Genomic DNA, 14,686 nt, shown 5'->3' with positions numbered 1-14,686 from the left:
ACCTATATGCATATACAAAAAGAACCGAGCATTGTTTGCTCGGTCCATCAATTTATTTTAATAGAAAATTAAAATCGTCTTTATGGGTCAACTCAATAGCGTTCTGACCGTATTTAAATATCCGACAGCTTCGATCTCCAACGAGTCTCAACTGACCCTTTTGATATCTAAACATTGTACCTTCTCTTAGTCCCGCAACATATATATCTTGATTAACTTCTAAGAACTCTTCAATACGTTGCTCTCGTGTCTCACCTCCATGTCCTTCTGGATTTGCATCTAGATAATGTGGATTAATTTGGAAAGGAATAAGGCCACAACAGTCAAAACCTAATGGATCAACAATTGGCATATCATTAGTTGTTTTCAAGAAAGGGCAAGCCACATTAGATCCTGCACTCCATCCTATATATGGAGTTCCATTCTCTACTTTCTCTCTAATGGCTGGCATTAATTGTTGTTCATGCAACATACGAACCAATTGCCACGTATTTCCTCCTCCAACAACAATCGAATCAGCCTCTTTTATTGCTTTGATTGGATCCTCAAATCTATGAATTCCTGTTACCTCATAACCTAATTCATTAAATCTATCCGCGACTTTAGCTTCATATTCATCAAAAGAAAAAGTTACCGCAGCATAAGGTATAAACAGCGCTTTCTTTACTTTGTCTCCAAGAAAGTCTTTAATCTCTGATTTTGGATAATCTAAATAAGCCTCTCCTGGCATTGTTGAATTGCTAATAAGCAGTAGTTGCATCATATCGTTGAGTTTTAAATAGTTATTATACTAATGCATTCACACTATAAACAAAGATAACTAATAATACTGAATGAAAATGAGATACGAACCACTTATTAGACCTAAAATAAGCCAATACCAAAAGTCATAGGAGTCGTTTGTGGACCTTTATCACTTTGAAATAGGTTGGGTTGATAATATTTAAAATATACAGATATCAATCCATAACTTATACGACCAGTATACGAATATCTAAAGGGAACCAATTGAAAATCATCATGGTCTTTTTGCTTTCCAGATGATGTTTTTATTTTTGTATGTGAACCAAGCTTTATCTCCCCTGTTACACCCGCAGAAAAAACTATAGGAGTCATACTATTAGGAATGCGCAATTTATATTGAAACATCAAAGGAATAGACAAATAAGAACTAACTAGTTTACTCTTAATTAGGCCATCATCATCTAAAGCTAATGGCTGAACCATGCCATTCTCATCTTTAATTGTATAAGGTTGATTAAACCTATAATTATTCCACGTAATTCCTAATCCTGTCATCAAACCAATACGCGGATTAAATCGTGACAAACCAATACTCAACTTACAGAAATTGATCGCAAACTCAATAGACTTATTGTTATCAATATCCATAAAATCATTTGATACTGGATACATACCATATGATGTATTATTCAGCGTATTTAGTCCGATATCAATTAATGACCAACGAGCTTCAAACTCCTCTTTAGAAGATTTCTTCATTAGAAATCCATTCATATCCATGAAGCTAATCTTAAAGTCATTTACTGCAACATTTAAATCACCATAAACTCCTCCTAAATCATCACTGATTTCATGCAACCCTTTATTTGTTTTTGTACTACTTTTTGAGCTATTATCTTTAAACCATTCGTCAGAAAGTTTATCTATCTCAGGTTCATTCGTTTTAACACTCTCCTTACTGGGACTCGAAGTTGTTGTCGTTACTCCCCCATTCTTTTTGAACCAATCATCTGCATTCAAAATCGTATCTCTTGGGGCAACAACCACAGAATCAGCTAAATTATCTACCGGTTGCAACTTTGTATCAGCTCCCAATAAAACACTTGTATTTACTGCTATAACTCCTATAATGAGTACTGTATCTCTTATAATACGGATCATCTGTTCTATTTTTTAACGGTCTTATTCATAATAAATATCACTTATCGAAGCGATAGTAGTACCTATCTTCTGAAGGAAACGACGTCTTTTCACCTTCTTCTCTCCAACTACTCTCTCCTGTAAAGGCTGATCTAGCTCTTCCTTTACATCATATTTAAGCTTATTCGGTCTTGTTTTAAAATCAATCTTATCATCAACTATATTTATCACATCTTTTGATTCTGGTAAACAAATTTCTTGAACATCAACTTCATTTGATTCAAATGAAATTGCAACAGGTTCAATATACTCCATTTGGTCCATTTCTCTCACAGAAGCATATGTTGCTTCAATTTCTTTCGCTGTTTCAATCACCTGCTTAACCTCTTCTATATGTTTCGGGCTTTCAACCTGTGCCAACCCTTCATTCCGACTATCTTTTCGATAGATCTCACGCTCAAGAGTATATTTAGGAGGCATAAATGATTTCTTATACTCTTCACTTTTTGATAACCCACTCTCAGTGGTATCAAAACGTGGGGCAACAAGTACTTGATGAATCCCTATGAACAACAATATAGTTGCAGCAATAGAAATAACCTTTTTTGTAAAATCGAAGACAAAATGTTTCTTATAAAGTTTATTCTTAAAGTCACATACAATCTCATGATCTGGAATTAGCCTGATCAAACTATATATATTTAAACTCTGTTTTACTACATCATCTCGTTTTGCTAAATCCTCGATATACTTAAACTCGTCTTCTGAAGCGACTCTTTCCACTACCGATATAATAGCATCGTCAATATCTTCGCTGCGATAGAGATTAATCTTTGCATCAAAAGTAACTTCATCCATTGATTCTAATGCTACTCCTAAACAATCCTCCACTTCTTCTTGTATCTCTGGATTACTTCGAAGAAACTCTTCGAACTTCCCCCGTAACAAACTATCTAAATTATCCTCCAGATAATCTATTACATATGTCTCATAATTATCAATAGTTATCTTCATAATCAATCAACCAAGTTTTCAATACTACCTATATATTTTCTCAAACTCTTTCTTGCTCTGAATATATACACCTTCACTTGACTCTCGTTCAAATTAGTAATTTCAGCAATCTCATCATATGAATACCCTTCATAATCACGTAATAATACAACCGAACGTTGAATTTCAGGTAACGACTCTAATGCTTCATGGAGTTGCTCTTGTAAATCAGAATATTGATTTGTATCAAAACGCTTATCTACGAGAGTCACATCAGCTTTATCATCCACAAACTTGGACCTTCTAAAAAGATCCATCGCACCATTATGGATTGTCATAAAAAGATAGCTTTTTGATTTCTCTACATCAATTTGCTTACAACGAATCCAAATTTTCTCAAAACAATCTTGGATCAAATCATGAGCAGTATCACCATCCTTTACAAGTCGTAAAGCATAACGATAAGCGCCATCCGAATGACATTTTACTAATTCATTATATTCTTTCGTTGTCATATTATTTAACAGGAACTAAAGTCATTACATATATACAGACGCATATCACATTTGAAAAGTTACAGATATTCTTTCTTTTTATTAAATAAACAGAAAGAAGTAATCATCAGCAAGATATTTACTCCCTACTTACTTACAAAACACCATTTCTAAGAACATCAAATTTAAAGTACATGGCAATATAAGGTACAGTAAAATTAAAGCTACTGAAGCTCTTGTTTTACATGTCTATGATCAAATAGACAATGACCAATACCCTATGATATTATTTTAAACCTCAGTTATACATATTAAACTAATCGTGAACAATAAATAGAAATTATAAGACACTTCAAATAAGATCACGTTTGTCTCAATGTAAAATATATTGACAAAAATCGACTCTTTAACAAGAATTGGTTCTCTGTAAAACGGCGGTGACCTACTCTCGCCCATATCTGCAGTACCATCGGCGCGGTAGGGCTTAACTTCTCTGTTCCCAAAGGGCAATTATGCCAAGAAGAGGTCTCTCTTGCCATAATGGAGACACAGCATATTACCTAAAAAAGTATAAACGCAAAAAAACTGACCTTAATAGAATCAGTTCATATCGATAATAAAAGTATAGACGCAAAAAAACCGACTCTTTAATAAGAATCGGTTCTCTGTAAAATGGCGGCGACCTACTCTCACCCATATCTGCAATACCATCGGTGCGGTAGAGCTTAACTTCTCTGTTCCCAAAGGGCAATGATGTCGGGAAGAGGTTCCTCTTGCTATAATGGAGACACAGCATATTACCTAAAAAAGTATAGACGCAAAAAAACCGACTCTTTAACAAGAATCGGTTCTCTGTAAAACGGCGGCGACCTACTCTCCCACATCTCTGCAGTACCATCGGCGCGGTAGGGCTTAACTTCTCTGTTCGGAATGGGAAGAGGTGGAACCCCTATGCAATAACCACCTTAAATTGTTAATACGGTTATTTATATCTGACTTAATGTTACAATCTAACATATATCAGCATACATAGTTCAATATATCTTTTTGACATGCTCCTGGAAAAAGTAATCTAAATACAACTAATCTTTTATTCTAATGAAAGTTTCGGGTAATTAGTACTGCTCGGCTTTGGTCTCACAACCTTTACACCTGCAGCCTATCAACGTCGTAGTCTCCAACGACCCTCTAAGGAAACCTCATCTTGAGTGGAGCTTCGTGCTTAGATGCTTTCAGCACTTATCTCTTCCAAACGTAGCTACTCAGCAATGCACCTGGCGGCACAACTGATACACCAGAGGTTTGTCCACCGCGGTCCTCTCGTACTAGCAGCAGCTTCTCTCAAGTTTCCTGCGCCCACAACAGATAGGGACCGAACTGTCTCACGACGTTCTGAACCCAGCTCGCGTGCCACTTTAATGGGCGAACAGCCCAACCCTTGGGACCTTCTCCAGCCCCAGGATGTGACGAGCCGACATCGAGGTGCCAAACCGCTCCGTCGATATGAGCTCTTGGGAGCGATCAGCCTGTTATCCCCGGAGTACCTTTTATCCTTTGAGCGATGGCCCTTCCATACGGAACCACCGGATCACTATGCTCTACTTTCGTACCTGATCGACGTGTTGGTCTCACAGTCAAGCACCCTTGTGCCATTACACTCTACAGACGGTTACCAATCGTCTTGAGGGTACCTTTAGAAGCCTCCGTTACTCTTTTGGAGGCGACCACCCCAGTCAAACTACCCACCACACAATGTCCTCATTGCTGAGTTAGGTTTCAAACAAGCAAAGGGTCGTATTTCAAGGACGACTCCACAACGCCTAGCGACGCCATTTCATTGTCTCCGACCTATCCTACACATTACTTGCCCAAAATCAATGTGAAGTTGCAGTAAAGGTTCACGGGGTCTTTCCGTCCCGTTGCGGGTAATCGGCATCTTCACCGATACTTCAATTTCACCGAGCTCATGGCTGAGACAGTGCCCAGATCGTTGCACCATTCGTGCAGGTCGGAACTTACCCGACAAGGAATTTCGCTACCTTAGGACCGTTATAGTTACGGCCGCCGTTTACCGGGGCTTCATTTCAGCGCTTCTCCGAAGATAACGCCCCCACTTAACCTTCCGGCACCGGGCAGGTGTCAGGCCTTATACATCATCTTTCGATTTAGCAAAGCCCTGTGTTTTTGATAAACAGTCGCCTGGGCCTTTTCACTGCGGCTCCCCTTGCGAGGAGCGATCCTTCTCCCGAAGTTACGGATCGATTTTGCCTAGTTCCTTAGCCATGAATCACTCGAGCACCTCAGGATTCTCTCCTTGACTACCTGTGTCGGTTTGCGGTACGGGTTTATATAATCTACGTTTAGAGGTTTTTCTAGGAAGCCCTTAGGCACACTATCCAATCGTCCGAAGACTCTCGGTACTATCGGGTTTCAGCTCAACGTGCGGATTTGCCTACACATCTCATAACCTACGCCCTTCAACGTACTATTCCGTCAGTACGCGGTGCTTTCATCACTCCGTCGCCCCATCACAACTATATAAAGTACGGGAATATTAACCCGTTGTCCATCGAGTTCGCCGTTCGGCTACCCCTTAGGTCCCGACTAACCCTGATCCGATTAGCGTTGATCAGGAAACCTTAGTCTATCGGTGGGAGGGTTTCTCGCCCTCCTTATCGTTACTTATGCCTACATTTGCTTTTCTAACCGCTCCAGCGCACCTCACAGTGCACATTCAACGCAGTCAGAATGCTCCCCTACCACTTAATGGTAGTCCATTAAATCCATAGCTTCGGTGATATGTTTGATGCCCGATTATTATCCATGCCCGATCGCTCGACTAGTGAGCTGTTACGCACTCTTTAAATGAATGGCTGCTTCCAAGCCAACATACTAGCTGTCTATGCAATCAGACCTCGTTTGTTCAACTTAACATATACTTGGGGACCTTAGCTGATGGTCCGGGTTCTTTCCCTTTCGGACATGGACCTTAGCACCCATGCCCTCACTCCTGGTAATCATATTACAGCATTCGGAGTTTGTCTGGAGTTGATAGGCGGTGAAGCCCTCGCATCCAATCAGTAGCTCTACCTCTGCAATACTATATCCAAGGCTGCACCTAAATGCATTTCGGGGAGTACGAGCTATTTCCGAGTTTGATTGGCCTTTCACCCCTACCCACAGGTCATCCAAGAGCTTTTCAACGCTCCCTGGTTCGGTCCTCCATCTTGTGTTACCAAGACTTCAACCTGCCCATGGGTAGATCACACGGTTTCGCGTCTACCCCCACTAACTTCGACGCCCTATTCAGACTTGCTTTCGCTTCGGCTCCGAGCCTTAAGCTCTTAACCTTGCTAGTGAGGAGTAACTCGTAGGCTCATTATGCAAAAGGCACGCCGTCACATCTAATGATGCTCCGACCGCTTGTAAGTGTATGGTTTCAGGTACTATTTCACTCCCCTGTTCGGGGTACTTTTCACCTTTCCCTCACGGTACTGGTTCTCTATCGGTCTCTTAGGAGTATTTAGCCTTACCAGATGGTCCTGGCAGATTCAGACAGGGTTTCACGTGCCCCGCCCTACTCAGGATACTGCTAGATCATATTTGCTTACGTGTACAGGACTATCACCCTCTCTGGTGTAACTTTCCAGTTACTTCTACTTCACGCATAATCTCATATCGCAGTCCTACAACCCCAACCACGCCGAAACGTAATTGGTTTGGGCTAATCCGCGTTCGATCGCCACTACTAACGGAATCACTTTTGTTTTCTCTTCCTCCGGGTACTTAGATGTTTCAGTTCTCCGGGTTTGCCTCTGACCGAAGTCAGATAACCAATAAATTGGCTGGGTTGCCCCATTCAGAAATCTTCGGATCAAAGGTTGTTTGCACCTCCCCGAAGCTTATCGCAGCTTATCACGTCTTTCATCGCCTCTAAGAGCCTAGGCATCCACCATACACCCTTACTTACTTTCTATTATAATTAACCTTTAATGTTAATCTCGATATCTGTTGTATTCTTTTACAGATTACTTTTTTCCAGAATGTCAAAGAACTTATATACACCGATCTAATCAAATTAAATCTAACTAAATCAATATAAATGTGTGGAGAATATCGGAGTCGAACCGATGACCTCCTGCGTGCAAGGCAGGCGCTCTAGCCAGCTGAGCTAATCCCCCAAATAACCTCGTATAAATAATATTACGATTGTAGTCCCGCCCAGACTTGAACTGGGGACCTCTACATTATCAGTGTAGCGCTCTAACCAGCTGAGCTACGGGACTATGTTTAAAACATAACCACCTTAGTTTTTCAGCCTAACGCTATCCACTTTGGTTATGTGGGTATATAAGGTTTTTTGATATGACAAGAAAAAACAACCTAATCTCGTCGATTTTCTTTAACCGTTCTTGTCGGCTCCAGAAAGGAGGTGTTCCAGCCACACCTTCCGGTACGGCTACCTTGTTACGACTTAACCCCAGTCACTAGTTTTACCCTAGGCCGCTCCTTTCGGTAACAGACTTCAGGCACCCCCAGCTTCCATGGTTTGACGGGCGGTGTGTACAAGGCCCGGGAACGTATTCACCGCGCCATGGCTGATGCGCGATTACTAGCGAATCCAGCTTCACGGAGTCGAGTTGCAGACTCCGATCCGAACTGAGACCAGTTTTAGAGATTAGCATCCTGTCGCCAGGTAGCTGCCCTTTGTACTGACCATTGTAACACGTGTGTAGCCCTGGACATAAGGGCCGTGCTGATTTGACGTCATCCCCACCTTCCTCTCACCTTACGGTGGCAGTCTCTCTAGAGTCCTCAGCTTAACCTGTTAGCAACTAAAGATAGGGGTTGCGCTCGTTATGGGACTTAACCCGACACCTCACGGCACGAGCTGACGACAACCATGCAGCACCTTGTACGTCGTCCGAAGAAAAGTCTATCTCTAGACCGATCGCCGTACATTTAAGCCCAGGTAAGGTTCCTCGCGTATCATCGAATTAAACCACATGTTCCTCCGCTTGTGCGGGCCCCCGTCAATTCCTTTGAGTTTCAATCTTGCGATCGTACTCCCCAGGTGGATTACTTAAAACTTTCGCTTAGCCACTGACTGTGTATCGCCAACAGCGAGTAATCATCGTTTACGGCGTGGACTACCAGGGTATCTAATCCTGTTCGCTCCCCACGCTTTCGTACATCAGCGTCAGTTATACCTTAGTAAGCTGCCTTCGCAATCGGTGTTCTGAGTAATATCTAAGCATTTCACCGCTACACTACTCATTCCGCCTACCTCAAGTATACTCAAGTAATACAGTTTCAATGGCAGTTCTACAGTTGAGCTGCAGGATTTCACCACTGACTTATATTACCGCCTACGTACCCTTTAAACCCAATAAATCCGGATAACGCTTACACCCTCCGTATTACCGCGGCTGCTGGCACGGAGTTAGCCGGTGTTTATTCATATGCTACCTTCAGCTACTTTCACGAAAGTAGGTTTATTTGCATATAAAAGAAGTTTACAACCCATAGGGCAGTCATCCTTCACGCGGGATGGCTGGTTCAGACTTGCGTCCATTGACCAATATTCCTCACTGCTGCCTCCCGTAGGAGTCTGGTCCGTGTCTCAGTACCAGTGTGGGGGATCATCCTCTCAGAACCCCTAGACATCGTAGCCTTGGTAAGCCGTTACCTTACCAACTAGCTAATGTCACGCATGTTCATCTTGTACCGCCGGAGCTTTAATCACCAAGTCATGCGACTCGGCAATACTATGGGGCATTAATCCAAATTTCTCTGGGCTATTCCCCTGTACAAGGCAGATTACATACGCGTTACTCACCCGTGCGCCGGTCGTCGTCTAGTAGCAAGCTACTTCCGTTACCCCTCGACTTGCATGTGTTAGGCCTCCCGCTAGCGTTCATCCTGAGCCAGGATCAAACTCTTCGTTGTATAAAAAGTTAATTAATTTAGCTCAACAAAAACTCAAAAATCTATTAGATTGACGGTTGCTTTTTTGTACTTGTCATTATCAAAAAAAATCTTCAAAGAACGTTTAGTTCATAAAAAAATCAACTCTAGTGAATTGATCTTTTACTAAAACGGCGGCGACCTACTCTCCCACATCTCTGCAGTACCATCGGCGCGGTAGGGCTTAACTTCTCTGTTCGGAATGGGAAGAGGTGGAACCCCTATGCAATAACCACCTTAAATTCTAAATACGGTTATTTATATCTGACTTAAATGTTATAATCTAACATTATCAGCATACATAGTTCAATATATCTTTTTGACATGCTCCTGGAAAAAGTAATCTAAATACAACTAATCTTTTGTTCTAATGAAAGTTTCGGGTAATTAGTACTGCTCGGCTTTGGTCTCACAACCTTTACACCTGCAGCCTATCAACGTCGTAGTCTCCAACGACCCTCTAAGGAAACCTCATCTTGAGTGGAGCTTCGTGCTTAGATGCTTTCAGCACTTATCTCTTCCAAACGTAGCTACTCAGCAATGCACCTGGCGGCACAACTGATACACCAGAGGTTTGTCCACCGCGGTCCTCTCGTACTAGCAGCAGCTTCTCTCAAGTTTCCTGCGCCCACAACAGATAGGGACCGAACTGTCTCACGACGTTCTGAACCCAGCTCGCGTGCCACTTTAATGGGCGAACAGCCCAACCCTTGGGACCTTCTCCAGCCCCAGGATGTGACGAGCCGACATCGAGGTGCCAAACCGCTCCGTCGATATGAGCTCTTGGGAGCGATCAGCCTGTTATCCCCGGAGTACCTTTTATCCTTTGAGCGATGGCCCTTCCATACGGAACCACCGGATCACTATGCTCTACTTTCGTACCTGATCGACGTGTTGGTCTCACAGTCAAGCACCCTTGTGCCATTACACTCTACAGACGGTTACCAATCGTCTTGAGGGTACCTTTAGAAGCCTCCGTTACTCTTTTGGAGGCGACCACCCCAGTCAAACTACCCACCACACAATGTCCTCATTGCTGAGTTAGGTTTCAAACAAGCAAAGGGTCGTATTTCAAGGACGACTCCACAACGCCTAGCGACGCCATTTCATTGTCTCCGACCTATCCTACACATTACTTGCCCAAAATCAATGTGAAGTTGCAGTAAAGGTTCACGGGGTCTTTCCGTCCCGTTGCGGGTAATCGGCATCTTCACCGATACTTCAATTTCACCGAGCTCATGGCTGAGACAGTGCCCAGATCGTTGCACCATTCGTGCAGGTCGGAACTTACCCGACAAGGAATTTCGCTACCTTAGGACCGTTATAGTTACGGCCGCCGTTTACCGGGGCTTCATTTCAGCGCTTCTCCGAAGATAACGCCCCCACTTAACCTTCCGGCACCGGGCAGGTGTCAGGCCTTATACATCATCTTTCGATTTAGCAAAGCCCTGTGTTTTTGATAAACAGTCGCCTGGGCCTTTTCACTGCGGCTCCCCTTGCGAGGAGCGATCCTTCTCCCGAAGTTACGGATCGATTTTGCCTAGTTCCTTAGCCATGAATCACTCGAGCACCTCAGGATTCTCTCCTTGACTACCTGTGTCGGTTTGCGGTACGGGTCTATATAATCTACGTTTAGAGGTTTTTCTAGGAAGCCCTTAGGCACACTATCCAATCGTCCGAAGACTCTCGGTACTATCGGGTTTCAGCTCAACGTGCGGATTTGCCTACACATCTCATAACCTACGCCCTTCAACGTACTATTCCGTCAGTACGCGGTGCTTTCATCACTCCGTCGCCCCATCACAACTATATAAAGTACGGGAATATTAACCCGTTGTCCATCGAGTTCGCCGTTCGGCTACCCCTTAGGTCCCGACTAACCCTGATCCGATTAGCGTTGATCAGGAAACCTTAGTCTATCGGTGGGAGGGTTTCTCGCCCTCCTTATCGTTACTTATGCCTACATTTGCTTTTCTAACCGCTCCAGCGCGCCTCACAGCACACATTCAACGCAGTCAGAATGCTCCCCTACCACTTAATGGTAGTCCATTAAATCCATAGCTTCGGTGATATGTTTAATGCCCGATTATTATCCATGCCCGATCGCTCGACTAGTGAGCTGTTACGCACTCTTTAAATGAATGGCTGCTTCCAAGCCAACATACTAGCTGTCTATGCAATCAGACCTCGTTTGTTCAACTTAACATATACTTGGGGACCTTAGCTGATGGTCCGGGTTCTTTCCCTTTCGGACATGGACCTTAGCACCCATGCCCTCACTCCTGGTAATCATATTACAGCATTCGGAGTTTGTCTGGAGTTGATAGGCGGTGAAGCCCTCGCATCCAATCAGTAGCTCTACCTCTGCAATACTATATCCAAGGCTGCACCTAAATGCATTTCGGGGAGTACGAGCTATTTCCGAGTTTGATTGGCCTTTCACCCCTACCCACAGGTCATCCAAGAGCTTTTCAACGCTCCCTGGTTCGGTCCTCCATCTTGTGTTACCAAGACTTCAACCTGCCCATGGGTAGATCACACGGTTTCGCGTCTACCCCCACTAACTTCGACGCCCTATTCAGACTTGCTTTCGCTTCGGCTCCGAGCCTTAAGCTCTTAACCTTGCTAGTGAGGAGTAACTCGTAGGCTCATTATGCAAAAGGCACGCCGTCACATCTAATGATGCTCCGACCGCTTGTAAGTGTATGGTTTCAGGTACTATTTCACTCCCCTGTTCGGGGTACTTTTCACCTTTCCCTCACGGTACTGGTTCTCTATCGGTCTCTTAGGAGTATTTAGCCTTACCAGATGGTCCTGGCAGATTCAGACAGGGTTTCACGTGCCCCGCCCTACTCAGGATACTGCTAGATCATATTTGCTTACGTGTACAGGACTATCACCCTCTCTGGTGTAACTTTCCAGTTACTTCTACTTCACGCATAATCTCATATCGCAGTCCTACAACCCCAACAACGCCGAAACGTCATTGGTTTGGGCTAATCCGCGTTCGATCGCCACTACTAACGGAATCACTTTTGTTTTCTCTTCCTCCGGGTACTTAGATGTTTCAGTTCTCCGGGTTTGCCTCTGACATAGTCAGATAACCAATAAATTGGCTGGGTTGCCCCATTCAGAAATCTTCGGATCAAAGGTTGTTTGCACCTCCCCGAAGCTTATCGCAGCTTATCACGTCTTTCATCGCCTCTAAGAGCCTAGGCATCCACCATACACCCTTACTTACTTTCTATTATAATTAACCTTTAATGTTAATCTCGATATCTGTTGTATTCTTTTACAGATTACTTTTTTCCAGAATGTCAAAGAACTTATATACACCGATCTAATCAAATTAAATCTAACTAAATCAATATAAATGTGTGGAGAATATCGGAGTCGAACCGATGACCTCCTGCGTGCAAGGCAGGCGCTCTAGCCAGCTGAGCTAATCCCCCAAATAACCTCGTATAAATAATATTACGATTGTAGTCCCGCCCAGACTTGAACTGGGGACCTCTACATTATCAGTGTAGCGCTCTAACCAGCTGAGCTACGGGACTATGTCTAAAACATAACCACCTTAGTTTTTCAGCCTAACGCTATCCACTTTGGTTATGTGGGTATATAAGGTTTTTTGATATGACAAGAAAAAACAACCTAATCTCGTCGATTTTCTTTAACCGTTCTTGTCGGCTCCAGAAAGGAGGTGTTCCAGCCACACCTTCCGGTACGGCTACCTTGTTACGACTTAACCCCAGTCACTAGTTTTACCCTAGGCCGCTCCTTTCGGTAACAGACTTCAGGCACCCCCAGCTTCCATGGTTTGACGGGCGGTGTGTACAAGGCCCGGGAACGTATTCACCGCGCCATGGCTGATGCGCGATTACTAGCGAATCCAGCTTCACGGAGTCGAGTTGCAGACTCCGATCCGAACTGAGACCAGTTTTAGAGATTAGCATCCTGTCGCCAGGTAGCTGCCCTTTGTACTGACCATTGTAACACGTGTGTAGCCCTGGACATAAGGGCCGTGCTGATTTGACGTCATCCCCACCTTCCTCTCACCTTACGGTGGCAGTCTCTCTAGAGTCCTCAGCTTAACCTGTTAGCAACTAAAGATAGGGGTTGCGCTCGTTATGGGACTTAACCCGACACCTCACGGCACGAGCTGACGACAACCATGCAGCACCTTGTACGTCGTCCGAAGAAAAGTCTATCTCTAGACCGATCGCCGTACATTTAAGCCCAGGTAAGGTTCCTCGCGTATCATCGAATTAAACCACATGTTCCTCCGCTTGTGCGGGCCCCCGTCAATTCCTTTGAGTTTCAATCTTGCGATCGTACTCCCCAGGTGGATTACTTAAAACTTTCGCTTAGCCACTGACTGTGTATCGCCAACAGCGAGTAATCATCGTTTACGGCGTGGACTACCAGGGTATCTAATCCTGTTCGCTCCCCACGCTTTCGTACATCAGCGTCAGTTATACCTTAGTAAGCTGCCTTCGCAATCGGTGTTCTGAGTAATATCTAAGCATTTCACCGCTACACTACTCATTCCGCCTACCTCAAGTATACTCAAGTAATACAGTTTCAATGGCAGTTCTACAGTTGAGCTGCAGGATTTCACCACTGACTTATATTACCGCCTACGTACCCTTTAAACCCAATAAATCCGGATAACGCTTACACCCTCCGTATTACCGCGGCTGCTGGCACGGAGTTAGCCGGTGTTTATTCATATGCTACCTTCAGCTACTTTCACGAAAGTAGGTTTATTTGCATATAAAAGAAGTTTACAACCCATAGGGCAGTCATCCTTCACGCGGGATGGCTGGTTCAGACTTGCGTCCATTGACCAATATTCCTCACTGCTGCCTCCCGTAGGAGTCTGGTCCGTGTCTCAGTACCAGTGTGGGGGATCATCCTCTCAGAACCCCTAGACATCGTAGCCTTGGTAAGCCGTTACCTTACCAACTAGCTAATGTCACGCATGTTCATCTTGTACCGCCGGAGCTTTAATCACCAAATCATGCGACTCGGTAATACTATGGGGCATTAATCCAAATTTCTCTGGGCTATTCCCCTGTACAAGGCAGATTACATACGCGTTACTCACCCGTGCGCCGGTCGTCGTCTAGTAGCAAGCTACTTCCGTTACCCCTCGACTTGCATGTGTTAGGCCTCCCGCTAGCGTTCATCCTGAGCCAGGATCAAACTCTTCGTTGTATAAAAAGTTAATTAATTTAGCTCAACAAAAACTCAAAAATCTATTAGATTGACGGTTGCTTTTTTGTACTTGTCATTATCAAAAAATATCTTCAAAGAACTTTGTATCTTATTCATCCATCGTCGCC

5 protein-coding genes, 4 tRNA genes and 6 rRNA genes are annotated in these 14,686 nt (G+C 43.9%); all 15 read right to left on the bottom strand.

Annotation, left to right across the window (positions count from 1 at the left end; translation table 11 throughout):
- Positions 1 to 52: 52 nt before the first annotated feature.
- The 15 genes from pepE to K5X82_12225 all read right to left on the bottom strand — a co-directional run bounded on the left by pepE (position 53) and on the right by K5X82_12225 (position 14,558).
- Positions 53 to 763 carry a dipeptidase PepE gene (gene pepE, locus K5X82_12295; GenBank protein QZT36065.1) on the bottom strand — a complete coding sequence of 237 codons (711 nt, stop codon included), beginning with the start codon at positions 761 to 763 and terminating at the stop codon, positions 53 to 55.
- A 101-nt stretch (positions 764 to 864) separates the two neighbouring features.
- Positions 865 to 1,905, bottom strand: coding sequence for a PorT family protein (locus tag K5X82_12290; protein ID QZT36064.1), 1,041 nt, complete (start codon positions 1,903 to 1,905; stop codon positions 865 to 867).
- A gap of 21 nt (positions 1,906 to 1,926) precedes the next feature.
- Positions 1,927 to 2,898: a hypothetical protein gene (locus K5X82_12285; protein ID QZT36063.1), complete on the bottom strand. Its 972-nt coding sequence runs from the start codon at positions 2,896 to 2,898 to the stop codon at positions 1,927 to 1,929.
- Positions 2,899 to 2,900: 2 nt separating this feature from the next.
- Positions 2,901 to 3,392 (bottom strand): sigma-70 family RNA polymerase sigma factor, encoded by a 492-nt coding sequence (locus K5X82_12280; protein ID QZT36062.1) that lies wholly within the window; start codon positions 3,390 to 3,392, stop codon positions 2,901 to 2,903.
- Between the two features lie 341 nt (positions 3,393 to 3,733).
- A complete protein-coding gene (locus K5X82_12275; GenBank protein QZT36061.1) occupies positions 3,734 to 3,910 on the bottom strand; it encodes a hypothetical protein in 177 nt (58 codons plus the stop codon).
- A gap of 318 nt (positions 3,911 to 4,228) precedes the next feature.
- A 5S ribosomal RNA gene (gene rrf, locus K5X82_12270) occupies positions 4,229 to 4,339 on the bottom strand.
- Positions 4,340 to 4,467: 128 nt separating this feature from the next.
- Positions 4,468 to 7,347: ribosomal RNA gene (locus K5X82_12265) — 23S ribosomal RNA — on the bottom strand.
- 131 nt (positions 7,348 to 7,478) lie between these two features.
- Positions 7,479 to 7,552, bottom strand: a tRNA-Ala gene (locus tag K5X82_12260).
- Between the two features lie 31 nt (positions 7,553 to 7,583).
- A tRNA-Ile gene (locus K5X82_12255) sits at positions 7,584 to 7,657 on the bottom strand.
- Between the two features lie 139 nt (positions 7,658 to 7,796).
- Positions 7,797 to 9,320 (bottom strand): 16S ribosomal RNA (locus K5X82_12250).
- 147 nt (positions 9,321 to 9,467) lie between these two features.
- A 5S ribosomal RNA gene (rrf, locus tag K5X82_12245) occupies positions 9,468 to 9,578 on the bottom strand.
- Between the two features lie 128 nt (positions 9,579 to 9,706).
- Positions 9,707 to 12,585, bottom strand: a 23S ribosomal RNA gene (locus tag K5X82_12240).
- A 131-nt stretch (positions 12,586 to 12,716) separates the two neighbouring features.
- Positions 12,717 to 12,790 (bottom strand) — tRNA-Ala (locus K5X82_12235).
- A 31-nt stretch (positions 12,791 to 12,821) separates the two neighbouring features.
- Positions 12,822 to 12,895 (bottom strand) — tRNA-Ile (locus tag K5X82_12230).
- A gap of 139 nt (positions 12,896 to 13,034) precedes the next feature.
- Positions 13,035 to 14,558: ribosomal RNA gene (locus tag K5X82_12225) — 16S ribosomal RNA — on the bottom strand.
- Together the 16S, 23S and 5S rRNA genes with 4 tRNA genes alongside form the textbook arrangement of a ribosomal RNA operon.
- Positions 14,559 to 14,686: the final 128 nt, after the last annotated feature.

Source organism: Prolixibacteraceae bacterium (assembly GCA_019856515.1).
GTDB classification, from domain to species: domain Bacteria; phylum Bacteroidota; class Bacteroidia; order Bacteroidales; family Prolixibacteraceae; genus Halosquirtibacter; species Halosquirtibacter xylanolyticus.
Note: the sequence above shows the minus strand (reverse complement) of the source record. Positions and strands in the feature narration are given on the sequence as shown.